Origin of the sequence: Phyllobacterium sp. 1468, from assembly GCF_031455525.1 — a bacterium.
Classification (GTDB): Bacteria; Pseudomonadota; Alphaproteobacteria; order Rhizobiales; family Rhizobiaceae; genus Phyllobacterium.
In genome coordinates this window covers 272,608-288,972 of the sequence record NZ_JAVDSX010000005.1, presented here as the reverse complement: position 1 = coordinate 288,972, position 16,365 = coordinate 272,608, and the positions used below count along the sequence as shown (strand labels likewise).

The 16,365-nt window shown below is 55.1% G+C and carries 18 protein-coding genes; 11 read left to right on the top strand and 7 right to left on the bottom strand.

The genetic code is table 11. The annotated features are described in order from the left end of the window. Positions 1–43: 43 nt before the first annotated feature. The 9 genes from pgeF (at position 44) to J2X72_RS15970 (ending at position 7,459) form a co-directional block, all read left to right on the top strand. A complete protein-coding gene (gene pgeF / locus J2X72_RS16010; protein ID WP_310073411.1) occupies positions 44–835 on the top strand; it encodes a peptidoglycan editing factor PgeF in 792 nt (263 codons plus the stop codon). Between the two features lie 4 nt (positions 836–839). Further along, entirely contained in the window at positions 840–1,991 is a 1,152-nt protein-coding gene (locus J2X72_RS16005) for a Xaa-Pro peptidase family protein (protein ID WP_310073410.1), read from the top strand. A 62-nt stretch (positions 1,992–2,053) separates the two neighbouring features. Then, on the top strand, positions 2,054–2,680 hold the full coding sequence (locus J2X72_RS16000; protein WP_310073408.1) for a hypothetical protein: 627 nt from the start codon (positions 2,054–2,056) through the stop codon (positions 2,678–2,680). 145 nt (positions 2,681–2,825) lie between these two features. Then, positions 2,826–3,758: a ribose-phosphate pyrophosphokinase gene (locus tag J2X72_RS15995; protein WP_210003107.1), complete on the top strand. Its 933-nt coding sequence runs from the start codon at positions 2,826–2,828 to the stop codon at positions 3,756–3,758. Positions 3,759–3,978: 220 nt separating this feature from the next. Continuing rightward, positions 3,979–4,620, top strand: a complete 642-nt coding sequence (locus J2X72_RS15990; protein WP_210003108.1) for a 50S ribosomal protein L25/general stress protein Ctc — start codon at positions 3,979–3,981, stop codon at positions 4,618–4,620. A gap of 30 nt (positions 4,621–4,650) precedes the next feature. Next, positions 4,651–5,376 (top strand): aminoacyl-tRNA hydrolase, encoded by a 726-nt coding sequence (gene pth, locus J2X72_RS15985; RefSeq protein ID WP_310073404.1) that lies wholly within the window; start codon positions 4,651–4,653, stop codon positions 5,374–5,376. Between the two features lie 12 nt (positions 5,377–5,388). Then, positions 5,389–6,492, top strand: a complete 1,104-nt coding sequence (ychF, locus tag J2X72_RS15980; RefSeq protein WP_210003110.1) for a redox-regulated ATPase YchF — start codon at positions 5,389–5,391, stop codon at positions 6,490–6,492. A gap of 14 nt (positions 6,493–6,506) precedes the next feature. Further along, entirely contained in the window at positions 6,507–6,974 is a 468-nt protein-coding gene (locus tag J2X72_RS15975) for a MaoC family dehydratase (protein WP_310073402.1), read from the top strand. Next, complete coding sequence (locus tag J2X72_RS15970) at positions 6,971–7,459, top strand: MaoC family dehydratase (RefSeq protein WP_310073400.1); 489 nt, start codon at positions 6,971–6,973, stop codon at positions 7,457–7,459. Before J2X72_RS15975 ends, J2X72_RS15970 begins: the two co-directional genes overlap by 4 nt. A gap of 72 nt (positions 7,460–7,531) precedes the next feature. Here the strand turns inward: J2X72_RS15970 and J2X72_RS15965 are convergent, their stop codons facing one another. The 5 genes from J2X72_RS15965 to J2X72_RS15945 all read right to left on the bottom strand — a co-directional run bounded on the left by J2X72_RS15965 (position 7,532) and on the right by J2X72_RS15945 (position 13,082). Continuing rightward, positions 7,532–8,077, bottom strand: a complete 546-nt coding sequence (locus J2X72_RS15965) for an adenine phosphoribosyltransferase (RefSeq protein WP_310073398.1) — start codon at positions 8,075–8,077, stop codon at positions 7,532–7,534. Between the two features lie 100 nt (positions 8,078–8,177). Next, positions 8,178–9,041 carry a cytochrome c1 gene (locus J2X72_RS15960; protein WP_210003114.1) on the bottom strand — a complete coding sequence of 288 codons (864 nt, stop codon included), beginning with the start codon at positions 9,039–9,041 and terminating at the stop codon, positions 8,178–8,180. A 20-nt stretch (positions 9,042–9,061) separates the two neighbouring features. Further along, positions 9,062–10,360, bottom strand: a complete 1,299-nt coding sequence (locus J2X72_RS15955; protein WP_210003115.1) for a cytochrome b N-terminal domain-containing protein — start codon at positions 10,358–10,360, stop codon at positions 9,062–9,064. Between the two features lie 21 nt (positions 10,361–10,381). Then, entirely contained in the window at positions 10,382–10,945 is a 564-nt protein-coding gene (gene petA, locus J2X72_RS15950; protein WP_210003116.1) for a ubiquinol-cytochrome c reductase iron-sulfur subunit, read from the bottom strand. Between the two features lie 289 nt (positions 10,946–11,234). Beyond that, positions 11,235–13,082, bottom strand: a complete 1,848-nt coding sequence (locus J2X72_RS15945) for an ABC transporter ATP-binding protein (protein WP_210003117.1) — start codon at positions 13,080–13,082, stop codon at positions 11,235–11,237. A gap of 51 nt (positions 13,083–13,133) precedes the next feature. Between J2X72_RS15945 and J2X72_RS15940 the strand changes: the two genes are divergently transcribed. Further along, on the top strand, positions 13,134–13,610 hold the full coding sequence (locus J2X72_RS15940) for a tRNA (cytidine(34)-2'-O)-methyltransferase (protein WP_310073395.1): 477 nt from the start codon (positions 13,134–13,136) through the stop codon (positions 13,608–13,610). A gap of 47 nt (positions 13,611–13,657) precedes the next feature. On the opposite strand, the gene J2X72_RS15935 is transcribed toward J2X72_RS15940, so the two are convergent. Next, the gene (locus tag J2X72_RS15935) at positions 13,658–14,761 is read right to left on the bottom strand and encodes an ABC transporter substrate-binding protein (RefSeq protein ID WP_310073393.1); all 1,104 of its coding nucleotides are present in this window, start codon (positions 14,759–14,761) and stop codon (positions 13,658–13,660) included. A gap of 220 nt (positions 14,762–14,981) precedes the next feature. Beyond that, positions 14,982–15,254, bottom strand: coding sequence for a hypothetical protein (locus J2X72_RS15930; RefSeq protein ID WP_210003120.1), 273 nt, complete (start codon positions 15,252–15,254; stop codon positions 14,982–14,984). A gap of 155 nt (positions 15,255–15,409) precedes the next feature. Here J2X72_RS15930 and hemF point away from each other — a divergent pair, with 155 nt between their 5' ends. Continuing rightward, on the top strand, positions 15,410–16,324 hold the full coding sequence (hemF, locus tag J2X72_RS15925; RefSeq protein WP_210003121.1) for an oxygen-dependent coproporphyrinogen oxidase: 915 nt from the start codon (positions 15,410–15,412) through the stop codon (positions 16,322–16,324). Positions 16,325–16,365 lie beyond the last annotated feature (41 nt).

The following is a 16,365-nucleotide window of genomic DNA, read 5'->3' as shown; positions in this document are numbered from 1 at the left end:
TCGATTGCTCAACCACCATCCGCTCCCTTGAAAGGCATTCGGTATGACAACGTCAGACAAACCAGCACCGCTGCGTTCCTCCTTGCTGGGATCCCCTGAAAAAGACCGAATCGCCCATGGTTTCTTTACACGCCAAGGCGGCGTGTCTGATGGCATCTATCGCGGCCTGAATGTGGGCAGCGGTTCAAATGACGATCAGGATCGCGTCAAGGAGAATCGCAGGCGCGTGGCTGAATCTCTGGGCGCGCCATTATCACAGCTTGTCACCGTCCATCAGGTTCATTCGTCTGATGTCGTTACCGTCACGACGCCGCTGAATGGGGACAGGCCAAAGGCCGACGCCATTGTGACCACCACACCCGGCATCGTCATTGGTGCTCTTTCTGCCGATTGCGGACCCATCCTTTTTGCTGACAGTGAGGCAAAAGTGGTGGCCGCAGCGCATGCCGGCTGGCGCGGAGCCATCGACGGCATTCTCGAAAATACTGTTGACGCGATGATTGCCCTGGGCGCACGCCGCGACCGGATCCAGGCTGTTCTTGGCCCAACGATCGGCCCCGACAACTACGAAGTTGGAGCAGAGTTCTATGACCAGTTCATTAGAACCGACCTCTCTTATAGAAGGTTTTTCCGCGACTCGGCCAATAATGGTCACAAGATGTTTGACCTATGGGCCTTTATCATAACGCGGCTTGAACGTGCGGGGGTAGAGGCCTGCGGACTTCAACAGTGCACCTACGCGGATGAGGAGCAGTTTTTCTCCTACCGCCGGACGACCCACCGCAAGGAAGCTGACTACGGCCGGCAGATATCAGCGATTACGATCACGGAGTAAGAATATGGCCCTCCATTTCGAACCGGAAGAATTTGCTGCGCGCCGGGACCGGCTCATGATGGTCATGGCCGAGCAGAAGCTTGATGCGGTCTTGCTGTTTGCCCAAGAAAGTATGTACTGGCTCACCGGCTACGACACTTTCGGATTCTGTTTCTTCCAATGCCTGGTCGTCAAGGCAGATGGCAGCAACGTGTTGATGACCCGTTCCGCGGATTTGAGACAAGCGCGGCAAACTTCGAACATCGAAAACATAATCGTGTGGGCAGACCGCGACAACGCCAATCCCGCAGCCGATTTGCGCGAACTTCTCAATGATCTCGATTTGCTTGGTTGCCGTATTGGTATCGAATACCAGACCCATGGACTTACCGCCGCAAACGGTCGGAAGCTTGACGAACAGCTCACGGCATTCGGGCAACTTGTCGACATATCAGGCATTGTCGACAAGTTGCGCGTGCTCAAAAGCCCCGCCGAAATCGTCTATAGCCGCAAGGCCGCGGAACTGAGCGACGAAGCGCTCGATGCTGCGCTAAAACTCGTGAAGGCCGGTGCAGATGAAGGCGTGATACTTGCTGCCATGCAATCGGCCATCTTTGCGGGCGGCGGCGATTATCCGGCCAACGAGTTCATCATTGGCTCGGGTGAAGACGCCCTTCTCTGCCGGTACAAATCCGGGCGACGCAAGCTGACCAAAAATGATCAACTGACTTTGGAATGGGCCGGCGTCTATCGCCACTACCACGCCCCGATGATGCGCACGATACTAACCGGCAAGGCATCGAAACGGCACCAGGAGCTTTATGACGCGGCACACGAAGCGCTTGAAGCTGTAGAAGCTGCAATGACGCCTGATTTTACTTTCGGCGATGTATTCGATGCTCACGCCAAGGTGATGGAGGCGCACGAATTGACCCGCCACCGTCTCAACGCCTGCGGCTATTCGGTGGGTGCCCGCTTCACACCTTCGTGGATGGACATGCCGATGTTCTATTCCGGAAATCCCGAACGTATCCAGCCCGATATGACACTGTTTGCGCACATGATCATCATGGACTCCGATAGCAATACAGCCATGACGCTGGGCCGCACCTACCTTACGACCAATGGCCAGGCGGAGCCGCTTTCCCGCCAATCTCTTGACTTGATCGTAAAATAAAACTTTTGTCTGTTTTTGCTTGCAAATGAGCACCTTGGTGACTCATGACGGGGTTTGAGTAAATGAAGTCTCGCAACTCACTGACATGTGTATTCGCAGTCCTGGCCGGTCTCATACTTACAGCGTGTAATAGTTCAGAGTCCCCTATTGGCGTTTCCAAAGCTGATCTCCCGCCAGCGCAAGGAAGCCAGACAACACCCGCACCGGGAGCTACGGCAACACCAGGCACCGTTCCCGCAACGACGCCAGCAACCTCGAACACAACCACGACGGCCTCTGGAGCCACCCAGACCGGGGCGCCAGCTGCGCCCGGAGCGCAGCGCACGGCAAAGTTGCGGTTTGCACCCATTGTCGGCGCACCTATCGCTGCGGCTACGCCACTGTCGCAACGTCTGTCGGCGCTTGCCAAGGAAAAAGGCATCACGCTCGGCACAGCCGGCGACACCGACAACACGCACATCATGAAGGGCTATTTTTCTGCTCTCCCCGATGGCAACCAGACGACGATCATCTACGTATGGGATGTACTTGATCCAGCCGGCACACGGCTGCACCGGATACAGGGTCAAGAAAAGGTACCTGGAGGAGGAACTGACCCGTGGAGCACCGTCCCCCCGAAGGTTATGGAAGGCATCGCTGACAAGGCTATCCAAGGTTATATGGCCTGGGTATCGGGCGCCAAGACGTGACATATTTACACGTTTAAGGCGATATTCTCGCTGAATTGTGTATGAATCCTGACTGCCCGCTTGCAATGTGCGTCAAGGGCAGTAAAAGGCCCGCCATACCCTTTACTTTGGCTGCGCTCTGAAAAAGACGTGGAGAAAATACGGCATGAAACTCTTCGCGGGCAATTCCAATCGGGTTCTTGCCGAATCTGTTGCCAAATATCTCAATATCCCTCTTGGCAAGGCCAGCGTCCGCCGTTTCGCCGACCAGGAGATTTTCGTCGAGATTCAGGAGAACGTTCGGGGCGAGGACGTCTTCGTCATGCAGTCGACTTCTTTTCCGGCAAATGATCATTTGATGGAATTGCTGATCATGATCGATGCGTTCCGCCGTTCGTCGGCCAAACGTATCACAGCCGTTCTTCCGTATTTCGGCTATGCCCGTCAGGATCGCAAGCCTGGCCCCCGCACGCCGATTTCCGCAAAACTGGTGGCCAATCTGATCACCGAAGCAGGTGCAAATCGCGTCCTCACGCTTGATCTGCACGCTGGCCAGATCCAAGGCTTCTTCGATATCCCGACCGACAATCTCTATGCTGTTCCGGTCATTGCCCGCGATGTCCGCGCACATTACGGCAAGTCGAATGTCATGGTGGTTTCGCCCGACGTCGGCGGTGTTGTACGCGCCCGGTCTCTGGCAAAACGGATCGATGCGCAGCTCGCCATCGTCGATAAGCGACGTGATCGTCCCGGCGAGTCCGAAGTCATGAATGTCATCGGTGATGTGCGCGGCAAGGATTGCCTGTTGTTCGACGATATTGTCGATTCTGGCGGCACGCTGTGCAACGCGGCCGAAGCGCTTCTTGCAAAGGGCGCGACCAGCGTCACCGCCTATATAACGCACGGCGTACTATCTGGCGGGGCCGCCGCCCGTATCGCCAGTTCGAAGCTCAAGGAATTGGTCATTACCGACTCCATTCAGCCAACCCCTGCCATCGAAGCTGCACCCAATATTCGAGTGCTGTCGATTTCCGATCTGATCGGCGAAGCCGTCTCGCGAACGGCCTCGGAAGAGTCCGTTTCGAGCCTTTTCGATTAATCTTCCGGCACTGTCTGCCCTCACTCAAGCAACAAACTTGCACATCTGTCGCCTTTCCGTTATAGAGCCGCCATCCGCGTAGACACCCTTGGAGGCAACGCGGAATGGAGCGGTCATTTCATCCGGTTGCGGGTGAGCGTGCGACCGCTTCATGTTTTTTGAACAGCCATCCACTGGCCTTAAAAAAACACTCCAGATTTGAACCTCGAAAGGAATTGCCATGAGCGAAGCATACGAGCTCAAGGCCGAGGCGCGCGAACGGGTTGGTAAGGGGTCCTCCCGGGAAATTCGCCGCAACGGTAAAGTGCCAGCTGTCATCTATGGTGACAAGCAGGCGCCAGTCTCTATTACCCTCGACTACAAGACGCTGTACTACAAGATTCACGGCGGCGGTTTCAAGACGACAATTGCCAACATCCTTCTGGACGGCAAGTCAATTCAAGTCCTCCCCAAGGACTTCCAACTTGATCCTGTCAGTGACAAGCCAGTACACGTCGACTTCTTGCGCGTATCGGCCAAATCCATGGTGAACGTGCATGTGCCGATCCACTTCCTTCACGAGGAAGCTTCGCCTGGCATCAAGCGCGGTGGCGTACTCAACATCGTTCGTCACGATATTGAACTTCATGCCCCGGCCAACGCTATTCCAGACGCGATTGAAATCGATCTCACTGGCACTCAGATCGGCGACTCGATCCATATTTCCGCTGTTACACTGCCTAAGGGCGTGACGTCGGTTATTCATGATCGCGACTTCACCATCGCGACGATTGCGGCTCCGGCTGTTCTCGCCGCTGACGAAGAGACGACCGAAGCCGCTGCAGCCGAAACCACTGAAACGGCAGAAAACGAAGGCGAGTAATCGTCTTGTTTATTATTGGGAGCTAGGCACGTGCTGCTCATTGCAGGTCTTGGCAATCCGGGCTCCCAATATGCTGCCAATCGGCACAACATTGGTTTTATGGCGGCGGACGAAATACACCGCCGCCATAGTTTTTCTCCTTGGACCAAGAAGTTTCAGGCGCTGATCGCCGATGGCATCATCGAAGGCGAAAAGACTATCCTGATCAAACCCCAGACATTCATGAACCTGTCCGGCCAAGCCGTTGGCGAAGCGATGCGTTTCTACAAACTGGCTTTAAGCGATCTCGTCGTTATCTATGACGAGCTTGATCTGTCCGCCGGCAAGGTACGTGTGAAGACCGGTGGCGGCTCAGGGGGGCACAATGGTATCAAGTCCATCGACGCACATTGTGGCAAGGATTATCGCCGCGTGCGTCTCGGTATTGGTCATCCCGGCATTAAAGAAATGGTCAGCAACCATGTACTCGGCAACTTTGCCAAAGCGGACAGTGAATGGGTCGAACCATTGCTCGACGCGATTGCAACGAATGCAGGGCTACTCGTCAAAAAGGACGACGCCGGTTTTATGAACCGCGTTTCTCTGGCTCTCGGCGGAGGCAACAAAATTGAACGGGAAACCGGGGAAAAGCCGGTTGCAAAATCCGCCGGTCAAAGTCATATCCGGCAGGCTCGCCAGCAAAAGCCTGCTGTGAACGTTCCAAAATCTGGCCCCATGGCGGATATGCTGAGCAAGCTCTTCGGCAAGAAAGAATAAGGATAGCGAATTATGGGTTTCAAATGCGGCATCGTTGGTCTGCCAAATGTCGGCAAGTCGACGCTTTTCAACGCGCTGACCAAGACAGCAGCTGCCCAGGCTGCGAACTATCCGTTCTGCACGATCGAGCCCAACACCGGCGAAGTTGCAGTACCCGATCCGCGCCTGCAGGCAATCGCCAAAATCGGTAAATCGGCAAATATCGTGCCCACTCGCATCAGCTTCGTTGACATTGCTGGCCTCGTGCGTGGTGCGTCGAAGGGCGAAGGTCTCGGTAACCAGTTCCTGGCCAATATTCGCGAAGTCGACGCAATCGTCCATGTCCTGCGCTGTTTCGAGGACGACGATATCACCCACGTTGAGGGACGGATCGACCCTGTGTCCGATGCCGAGACGGTTGAGACAGAGCTGATGCTTTCGGACCTCGAAAGCCTTGAGCGCCGGATCGTCCAGTTCCGCAAGCGAGCAAGCAGCAAGGACAAGGAGGCACTGACCGTTCTGCCGGTAATGGAGCAGGCGCTGGCACTTTTGCAGGAAGGCCAGCCGGTTCGTTTTATGTTGAACGGTATTGCCTCAGAAGATCTGGCGATTCTCCAAGGACTGAATCTCCTGACATCAAAGCCGGTACTCTATGTCTGCAATGTCGGCGAAGAAGATGCAGCCACAGGCAATGAGTACACCGAAGCCGTCGAGGAGATGGCGACGGGCCAAGGCGCTGAAACGGTTACCATTTCTGCTGCAATAGAAGCCGAAGTGGCGCAATTGCCGGAGGAGGAAGCGAAGGAATATCTGGACGCCATGAACCTTGACGAGCCTGGCCTCGACCGTCTCATACAGGCCGGATACAAACTTCTTCACCTCATCACCTATTTCACCGTCGGGCCGAAGGAAGCCCGTGCATGGACGGTTCACCGCGGCTCGAAAGCACCTCAGGCGGCTGGTGTCATCCATACGGATTTCGAGCGGGGCTTCATTCGTGCCCAGACGATCGCCTACAATGATTTCGTATCCCTTGGGGGCGAAGTCCCGGCAAAGGAAGCCGGCAAGGCGCGCGATGAGGGTAAGGAATATATCGTGCAGGACGGCGACATCATGCTGTTCAGGTTCAATACGTAAACTTCAGGTAGAACATGAGCGAATATTCTCCCCGGTACGCCTATGAGGATTTTACGATTGGCAGCGAATGGCCCCTCCGATCAAAAATCGTAACGGCCGAGGAAATCATCGAATTCGCCAGCCAGTTCGACCCGCAGCCCTTTCACCTCGATGAGGCAGCAGGCAAGGCGAGCATTCTTGGGGGCCTGGCTGCATCTAGCTGGCATACCGTCTCGATGTTCATGCGTATGCTTTGCGACGCATATCTTCTCGATTCCACATCGCAAGGCGCTCCAGGAATTGACTATGTGAAGTGGACGCAGCCGGTTCTAGCTGGCGACACACTGACTGGAAAGACTACCATTCTCGACCGGCGCGTATCGAATTCGAAGCCCTCATTAGGCTTCGTCAAGCTACACCATTCGGTCTTCAACCAGGATGGTCTTGTTGTTTGCGAGCTGGAACACACCGCAATGTTCTCTCTAAGGGAGCCGGCCAGATGAACAGGATAGAACAGTGGGCAGGCATCGAACGCGACCTGGGGACTTACACGTTCGAGGCGGACGAAATCATTGCATTCGCGACCAAATATGATCCCCAGCGTTTCCACGTTGATCGGGAAGCTGCCAAGAAAAGCAATTTTGGCGCGCTCTGCGCTTCTGGTTGGCACACCACCGCGGTTTGGATGCGATTGAACGTCAAGGACATCGTGAACGAGGTCAAATCGGCAATCGCACGGGGCGAGCAGCCGCCGCAATTTGGCCCCTCGCCGGGTTTCAAAAATCTCAAATGGCTCAAACCAGTCTATGCCGGCGATACGATCCGCTTTACGCGAACGATCACCAGCATTCGCCCGCTCAAATCCCGCCCCGGCTGGTCGATGCTGCAAATGTTCTGCGCGGGCTACAACCAGAACGATGAGCGCGTGATGGAATTTGAGGGTGCAGCGCTGATCGCCCTGCCAAATCGCGATGCCAATTTAGCTTGATCACTGAATTTGCTTACAATCTGATTGTCCGTTATGCAGTATAGTCCGTCTCACAGGTCCAATTTCACTCGCTCAGTGACCTTCGAACTCGACGAGCGTTCGAACGTTCACACCAAGCGTTTCGAGCTTCTTGCGCCCGCCGAGATCCGGCAAATCGATAATGAAACAGGCGCTGACGATATCAGCGCCCATTTGATGCAATAGCTTCACAGCGGCTTCAGCGGTGCCTCCGGTGGCGATCAGATCGTCAACGAGTATGACCTTATCACCCGGCACAATCGCGTCGCGATGCATTTCCATCTCGTCGACGCCATATTCGAGGCTGTAAGCGATACGCACGGTGTCATGCGGCAGCTTACCCTTCTTACGAATCGGGACAAAGCCGGAAGAAAGCTGGTGCGCTATAGCACCGCCGATAATGAAGCCTCGTGCCTCGATGCCAGCCACCTGGTCAACTTTGCCACCCGCGTAGGGATGGACGAGTTCATCCACCGCTCGCCGGAAGGCACGCGCATTGCCAAGCAATGTGGTGATATCCCGGAACATCACCCCTGGCTTCGGATAGTCAGGAATGTTGCGGATGGCCTCGACCAGCGTCTGCTTCAGTGTTGAATCCATCGTGTATTCCTCGTGCTGTCCGCAGCGTAGACAATTTACTGCCCCGCACTCAAAAGAAAAGGGCGCAGCGCGCCCTTTCAAAATCCGTAATCTTCGTCGCTCAATGTTCGACGTCGGCCCAAATCCTGCGTTTCGCCACATAGATCAGGCCGGCGAAGAGAACGAGAAAGACCATAACGCGGAAACCGGTCTTCTTGCGCTCTTCAAGATGCGGTTCTGCAGCCCACATCAGGAACGCGGCAATATCCTGCGAGTACTGAGACAGAGTCTGCGGCGAACCGTCATCGTAAGTCACCTGGCCGTCCTGCAGAGGCGGCGCCATTGCAAGCGACTTTGCAGAAATGAAGAATGGGTTGTAGTGCGTACCTTCTGGGATTTGCATACCCTCCGGCGGCGTTTCGCCAAACCCGGTCAGCAGCGCATGGATATAATCCGGGCCCCCTTCCTGATACTGTGTGGCGATATCGAATATGAAGCGCGGGAAACCGCGTTCCACCGCACGCGCCTTGGCAATCAGCGAGAAATCGGGTGGTGCAGCACCATTGTTGGCTGCGGCGGCAGCCTGCGCATTTGGAAACGGCGACGGGAAGAAATCGGACGGCAATGCCTTGCGGGTGAACATCTCACCTTCAGCATTAGGGCCATCCTGCACTTCATATTCCGCGGCGAACGCCTTTACCTGTGCTTCCGTATAGCCCAGTTCTTCCAGCGAGCGGAATGCGACCAGATGCATGGAATGGCAAGCTGAGCACACTTCCTTGTAGATTTTCAGACCGCGCTGCAACTGCTGCTTATCATAGCGACCGAACGGACCCGCAAAGGACCAGTTCATCTCGGCCGGCTCCTTGATCGGGAAGTGCGTTGGCTCAGCCGGATTATGTGCTTCTTCGGCGCCATTGGCGGTGCCGAATGCAAGCATGGTGCCAAGACCGGCTGCTGCGAGACCGAGGAGGATTTTTTTCATGTTTGAGCCCTTCACGATTCTCAAGCCCTGGTTTCCGGAGCGGCAGCGACACCAGCCAGCTGGCCGCCACTCCTGGTTTTCGCAAGCACAGCTTCGGTGATCGAATTCGGCAACCGGCGCGGCGTCTCTATCAAACCAAGCAAGGGCATGATGACGATGAAGAAGCCGAAGTAATAGGCCGTTCCGAATTGCGAAAACAGCGTGTACAGCCCTTCAGCCGGGCGCGATCCGAGCCAGCCAAGCATGATTGCGTTTGCAATGAAGAGCCAAAAGAAGAGCTTGTACCAAGGACGGTAGACAGCCGAACGGACCTTCGATGTGTCAAGCCAGGGCACGATGAACAGGATGGCGATCGAACCAAACATCGTCAGAACGCCACCGAGCTTGGAATTGATCGGTCCAATGTTGAAGGTGATGGCCCGCAGCATCGCGTAGAATGGCAGGAAGTACCATTCCGGAACGATGTGGGCTGGCGTCTTCAACGAGTCGGCCTGAATATAATTGTCCGGGTGGCCCATGAAATTCGGCAGATAGAAGACGAAATAGGCGAAGAGGATGAGGAACAACACCAGTCCGAATGCATCCTTGACCGTCGCATAGGGGGTGAAGGGAACTGTATCGGTCTTCGATTTGACTTCGATGCCGGTCGGATTCGTTTGTCCGGCAACATGCAATGCCCAAACGTGCAGGATAACAACGCCTGCAATCATGAACGGCAATAGATAGTGCAGCGAGAAGAAGCGATTGAGCGTGGGATTATCGACGGCAAAACCACCGAGCAGAAGCTGCTGGATCGGGTCGCCGATGATGGGGAACGCCGTAAAGAAGCCCGTAATAACGGTAGCACCCCAGAAGGACATCTGTCCCCATGGCAACACGTATCCCATGAAGGCGGTCGCCATCATCAAGAGAAGAATGATTACGCCGAGAATCCACAGAAGTTCGCGCGGCGCTTTGTAGGACCCATAGTAAAGCCCGCGGAATATATGCACGTAAACGGCGAGGAAGAACATCGATGCGCCGTTCGAGTGCAGATAGCGCAGGAGCCAGCCGGAATTGACGTCGCGCATGATCTTTTCAACGGAGTTGAAGGCGAGGCCAGTGTCGGCAGCGTAGTGCATTGCCAGAACAACACCGGTCAAGATCTGCGAAACCAGCATGATCGCCAGGATTCCGCCGAACGCATAGGCGTAATTCAGATTGCGTGGCACCGGATAGGCGACGAAAGAATCATAGACCAGACGCGGCAACGGTAGTCGCGCGTCGATCCATTTTTCGATGCCAGTGCTCGGCGTATAGGATGAATGTCCACCGCTCATGTCGTATCTCCCCGTGGAACCTTAGCCGATCTTGATGACGGTGTCGGAAGTGAAAGTAAGTGGCGGGATAGGTAGATTTTCCGGCGCTGGACCTGAACGAATGCGTCCGGCAGTGTCGTATTGCGAACCATGACAAGGGCAGAACCAGCCACCGAATTCGCCTTGCTGGCCAAGCGGAATGCAACCAAGGTGAGTGCAAACGCCGATCATCACCAGCCAGTTTTCCTTGTCCTTGGCTGCTGCACGATCCGCGTCGGTCGCCTGGGCGTCGCTCGGCAAATTGGCATTGCGCGCAATCGGATCCTTGAGCTGACCCATTTGAACGTTCTTGGCGTCTTCGATTTCTTTCGGCGTCCGGTTGCGAATGAAGACCGGTTTGCCACGCCATTTGACCGTCAGAGACATGCCTGGCTGAACAGCCGAAACATCAACTTCAATGGACGAGACTGCCAGCGTGGATGCGTCCGGTCTCATCTGATCAATAAAGGGCCAAGCAAAGGCGCCTGCACCGACCACACCGGCCATACCTGTCGCAATATAGAGGAAGTCACGCCGTGTCGGCTCGGTCGTATCGTGTGCGCTCACGGGGCCTGTTCCTTTCCGAATAACAACGCAGCGGGAGAGTCCACATTGTCAGCACAATAGAAGACTGGCCCAAGAGCTGAGCCATGAGGAATCCCCAACATATGGCGTGGTTTCTAAGCATGTCGCTTGAGCTTGTCCAGTGAGACAGCGTCACAAGGGCAGGATGTCGCAGGGATAGACCTTGATCCTGTTCCTACCCTGCAAAACTCCCGATTGCCTTGTCCGAGCCCGGGATAAATGCTGGCGGCTACGATGAGATCGCCTTGGGCCGATTTTGTCTTCGATCGTATTATTCCGCAGCTTCCTGATCGTCGAGACCAAGGAAACCGCCAGACTGACGTGCCCACAAGCCGGCGTAGATACCGTCGGCCGCAATCAGCTCTTCATGACTGCCGCTTTCGACAATTTGTCCCTTGTCCAAGACGATAAGCCGGTCGAGCGCCGCAATGGTCGACAGCCGGTGCGCGATTGCGATAACCGTCTTCCCCTGCATCAGCCGATAGAGGTTGTCCTGTATCGCTGCTTCCACCTCCGAATCGAGCGCCGAAGTCGCTTCATCCATGATGAGGATAGGAGCATCTTTGAGCATCACACGTGCAATGGCGATACGCTGGCGCTGCCCGCCAGAAAGCTTGACCCCGCGCTCGCCAACATGGGCGTCGAAACCGCGTCTGCCCTTAGGGTCCGATAGGTCTTCAATGAAGCTGTCGGCCTGGGCATTTCTCACGGCCTGCAGCATCATCTCTTCCGACGCATCGGGACGACCGTAAAGCACATTATCCCGGACCGAACGATGCAAGAGTGACGTGTCCTGCGTCACCATCCCGATTTGTGCACGTAGCGAATCTTGCGAGACCTTGGATATATCTTGACCATCGATAATGATCCGGCCGCTTTCGAGGTCGTAAAATCGCAACAGCAGATTGACGAGGGTCGATTTGCCGGCTCCGGATCGGCCAACTAAGCCGATCTTTTCGCCTGGACGTATATCCAGAGACAGACGATCTATAATGCCCGCGCCTTTTCCGTAGTGGAAGCCGATCGAATCGAAGCTGATCGCCCCTGCAGTGACCTCGAGCTCCGGCGCATTAGGGACATCGGGCACAAGTCGCGGCAAGGAAATGGACGTGATGCCGTCTTCGACGGTACCGATATTTTCGAATAGGGCTGACATCTCCCACATGATCCACTGCGACATGCCGTTAAGGCGGAGCACAAGGCCAATCCCAACCGCTACAGCACCGACGGAGATAGCGGATCCTAGCCACAGCCAGATGGCGATTGCGCCAACCGAGAAAAGCAGCAGGCAATTCATGGCATAGAGCGAGAAGTGAAAACTGGTTACCAGCCGCATCTGCCCGTGGACAGTGGTTAAGAAGTTTTCCAATCCTTCACGCGCGTAACTCTCCTCGCGTTTCGAATGCGAGAACAGCTTTACCGTGGCGATGTTCGTGTAGCTGTCGACGATCCGTCCGGTCATCGTCGAGCGTGCATCAGCCTGTCGCTCGGAAATGACGCGGATTTTCGGAATGAAATAGCGAAGCAGCCCGATATAAATAACGAGCCAGACAACGAAAGGCAGCATGAGCCGCAAATCCGCTGCTGCCGCGATGATCAATGTCCCGGTGAAATAGACGATGACGTAGTTTAGCACGTCAAGAAGCTTCATAACCGTTTCGCGCACCGCAAGCGAGGTCTGCATAAGCTTGGTGGAAACCCGCCCGGCAAACTCATCCTGGAAGAAGGTCATCGATTGGCGAATGAGATAGCGATGCACCATCCAGCGGATGCGCATGGGATAATTGCCAAGCAAGGTCTGATGGATAATGAGCGAATCCACGAGAACGATGCCCGGCATGACGATCAACACGACACCGGCAATCAGCGCCAGCTTCCACCCTTCATCGGTAAGGAAGGTTTCGCGCGAATGATTGGACAGCCAGTCGACGATATTGCCCATGAAGGCAAACATGGATACTTCCAGGACCGCGATCAGCGCGGTGCACACAGCCATAACGGCAATCCATGGCCAAGCGCCTTGGGTATAATGCAGGCAAAACGCGACGAGCGATTTCGGTGGCTCGGCGGGTTCCGCCGTAGGAAATGGTTCGAGCCTCTCTTCAAACCAGCGAAACATTGTTAAACCTCATCATCGTCATTCCGCGCCGACTCATGGAAGGGCATCTCGTTGACCGAAGCATATACCGACTTACGCATTGCACTCTACCAGCCAGATATACCCGGCAATGCCGGGACTATTCTGCGTATGGCCGCATGTTTTGGCGTCGCCGTTGATATCATCGAGCCTGCCGGATTCGATATTTCCGATCGTGCGCTGAAACGCGCCGGCATGGACTACCTCGAACAAGCCGTCCTGACACGTCATCCCGATTGGGCGCAGTTTCAGGAATGGCGGATTTGTGAAAAACGCCGGGTTCTGCTTTTCTCGACCAAGGCGGCCGAGCCATATACTGGTTTCAAGTTTACGCCCGGTGATATTTTGATGTTTGGCCGCGAATCTGCCGGTGTGCCCGATGAGGTCCATCAGGCGGCCGACGCCAGACTCATCATTCCAATGGTGCCCGGCGCCCGCTCGCTCAATCTGGCGCTCTCCGCAGCCATCGCAACCGCCGAAGCGCAACGACAATTTTCATTGCTCCGCTGATAGTTCGCCGGCCAACTCGGCCGGCGAACTGGCTGTCAACCGTCCGGTCAGTCGATCTGGGTGGCCTTGCCACCTTCCCATTTGTAGAAGACGAATGCAGGCGTGTTCAGATCTCCGGTGCTGGAATAGCTGAGATCACCTGCCACCGTCGGAAACGCGTCACCCGACTTGATCTTTGCGGCTACCTCGGATGGTTCAGCAGAGCCAGCCTTTTCGATAGCACCGGCGATCACTTGCAACGCGGCATAGGCGTTGAGGGTGAAGGCTTCAGCCGGAATGTTTTTGGCCTGAAGGGCTTCCACAACCTTTGCCGCAGCAGGATTCTTGGTTGGATCGGCGCTGTTGGTGAACAATGTACCCGCGGCTGCATCACCGCCGATTGCCCAATATTCTGTGTTCGACAAGCCATCGGGACCGATGATCTGGGCCTTGATCCCCTGGTCGTTCAACTGGCGGGCGATAAGACCTCCCTCGGCATGATAACCGCCGAAGTAGATTACGTCGGCTTTTTCAGACTTGATGCGTGTGATGAGCGCGCTGTAGTCCTTTTCGCCGGCATTGATACCTTCAAAGACGACTTCGGTAACGCCGCCTTTGTTAAGTACAGCCTTCAGACCGTTGGCAATACCGGTACCGTACGGCGTTTTGTCATAGACGATAGCGATGCGCTTGTCCTTGAAGTTGTCCAGCATGTACTTGCCCGCGACGTCAGCCTGCTGGTCATCCCGGCCGCAGGTGCGAAACACAGTTTCGAGACCGCGTGTCGTGAGATCTGGTGTGGTGGCCGTAGGCGTCACCATGACGATACCGTTTTCGGCCAGGACATCAGATACAGGCATGGCGACGCCGGACGTCACCGGACCTACGACGAACTTGATGCCCTCACCAACGACCTGGTTGGCAACCGACACACCCTGCTTGGGTTCGCCCGCATCGTCGAAGATCTTCGTTACGATCTTTTCGCCCTTGATGCCGCCCGCCGCGTTGATGGCTTCGGCAGCGCTTTCGACGCCATTCTTTACCTGCAAACCGTAAGCCGCGACAGGCCCGGTCACAGGTGCGATAATACCGACGACGATGTCGGCTTTGGCAAACGACGTCATCACCATAACAGCGGCCAACGCCACGCCAGAGATCAACGATAAGCGCATTATTTCCTCCTTGGATTTTCTTATGCGTCCGGAAGGCTCTCCGGTGCTGGCAGAGTTCTACTGTCTTTGGAAATGGCTGTCAGCTGCGATCACTCGAAATTCTGCATAAATGCAAGAAAATTTGAAGAATTCTCAAAAACTGCGGACGTTTTCGGCCAAAACAATCAAATATTTGAAAAAGAACATCAATTTTATTGTTGAATCGAGGATTTCCGTATTTTCAGTCCGCGTTCGGCAAGCGGCGCATGGTGAACTCTATGATATCGCCAGGACGCTCGTACCAGCTTTCGATTTCGGTCCAATAAGCTGCTTTCGGATATTGTTCGAACCATTCGCGTGCCTTTTCGCGCGCTGCAAGACGCGGCAGTTTGAAGCTTTCGCGAACAAACGCACCGCGTTGCTGGCTGGGAGCTGCGCGGCTTTCCTTAAGTCTCTTCCGCAAACCGTCAAGCGGCGGTTTTGGATATTGCGATCGGGGCGCTTTGGAGACCATCTCGTATCCCTCACTGAACCCTACAACCATAAGAGTAGGTGCAGCAAAGCCGGAAAACGAGTCATTTTTTTATGGATAGGGTGAATGAACTGCAGCAACTTCCTTTTGGCTTCAAGTTGATGTGATAATGTCCAGGCGAAAAAGGATTCTTTGCCATGGACCGTCCAGATATCCCCGCCGTACTTCCCGAAGCGCTCGATGAAAAGAAAGCTGAGGCTACCGCTTGGTTTGTGGAATTGCGCGACAAGATTTGCGCGAGTTTCGAGCAGTTGGAAGACGAACTGGACGGACCGCTCTCGGACCGCACGCCGGGGCGCTTCAAGCAGACCCCATGGCAACGCGATGATGGCAAGGGCGGCGGTGGCGTTATGTCGGTCATGCACGGCCGCGTTTTCGAAAAAGTCGGTGTCCACACATCCACGGTTCATGGCGAATTTTCGCAAGAGTTTCGCAAGCAGATACCCGGCGCGGATGAAGATCCCCGTTTTTGGGCATCGGGTATCTCGTTGATCGCACACCCTCAAAGTCCGTTTGTCCCCGCTGTACATATGAACACGCGCATGGTTGTAACGACGAGGCAATGGTTCGGCGGTGGCGCCGATCTCACGCCGGTTCTTGATCGCAAGCGAACACAGGACGATCCGGATACGCTGGCGTTCCACAAAGCGATGAAATTTGTTTGCGACAAGCATTCAGCTGTCGCCGATCATGAGAAATTCAAGACATGGTGTGACGAGTACTTTTATCTTCCTCACCGCAAGGAGCCGCGTGGAACTGGTGGTATTTTCTACGACTGGCTACACTCCTCCGAAGAAAATGGTGGGTATGCGGCCGATTTCAATTTCACGCGCGACGTAGGCCGCGCCTTTTCCGTAGTCTACCCCTATCTCGTGCGGCAGAATTTCAATCATGACTGGACGGATGCCGATCGTCAGGAACAACTTGTACGCCGTGGCCGCTATGTCGAATTCAATCTGCTCTATGATCGAGGCACGATCTTCGGCTTGAAGACCGGCGGGAACGTCGATTCAATTCTCTCTTCGATGCCCCCTACGGTCAAATGGCCGTGAGATGGATATTTAAGGGATCAATCAGCCGCTTGATGCGTTAT

Bases quoted from the DNA above. Each gene is read 5' to 3' on its own strand.
- pgeF (WP_310073411.1), top strand. From the start codon at position 44: ATGACAACGTCAGACAAACCAGCACCGCTGCGTTCCTCCTTGCTGGGA.
- J2X72_RS16005 (WP_310073410.1), top strand. From the start codon at position 840: ATGGCCCTCCATTTCGAACCGGAAGAATTTGCTGCGCGCCGGGACCGG.
- J2X72_RS16000 (WP_310073408.1), top strand. From the start codon at position 2,054: ATGAAGTCTCGCAACTCACTGACATGTGTATTCGCAGTCCTGGCCGGT.
- J2X72_RS15995 (WP_210003107.1), top strand. From the start codon at position 2,826: ATGAAACTCTTCGCGGGCAATTCCAATCGGGTTCTTGCCGAATCTGTT.
- J2X72_RS15990 (WP_210003108.1), top strand. From the start codon at position 3,979: ATGAGCGAAGCATACGAGCTCAAGGCCGAGGCGCGCGAACGGGTTGGT.
- ychF (WP_210003110.1), top strand. From the start codon at position 5,389: ATGGGTTTCAAATGCGGCATCGTTGGTCTGCCAAATGTCGGCAAGTCG.
- J2X72_RS15975 (WP_310073402.1), top strand. From the start codon at position 6,507: ATGAGCGAATATTCTCCCCGGTACGCCTATGAGGATTTTACGATTGGC.
- J2X72_RS15970 (WP_310073400.1), top strand. From the start codon at position 6,971: ATGAACAGGATAGAACAGTGGGCAGGCATCGAACGCGACCTGGGGACT.
- J2X72_RS15965 (WP_310073398.1), bottom strand. From the start codon at position 8,077: ATGGATTCAACACTGAAGCAGACGCTGGTCGAGGCCATCCGCAACATT.
- J2X72_RS15960 (WP_210003114.1), bottom strand. From the start codon at position 9,041: ATGAAAAAAATCCTCCTCGGTCTCGCAGCAGCCGGTCTTGGCACCATG.
- J2X72_RS15955 (WP_210003115.1), bottom strand. From the start codon at position 10,360: ATGAGCGGTGGACATTCATCCTATACGCCGAGCACTGGCATCGAAAAA.
- J2X72_RS15945 (WP_210003117.1), bottom strand. From the start codon at position 13,082: ATGTTTCGCTGGTTTGAAGAGAGGCTCGAACCATTTCCTACGGCGGAA.
- J2X72_RS15935 (WP_310073393.1), bottom strand. From the start codon at position 14,761: ATGCGCTTATCGTTGATCTCTGGCGTGGCGTTGGCCGCTGTTATGGTG.
- J2X72_RS15930 (WP_210003120.1), bottom strand. From the start codon at position 15,254: ATGGTCTCCAAAGCGCCCCGATCGCAATATCCAAAACCGCCGCTTGAC.
- hemF (WP_210003121.1), top strand. From the start codon at position 15,410: ATGGACCGTCCAGATATCCCCGCCGTACTTCCCGAAGCGCTCGATGAA.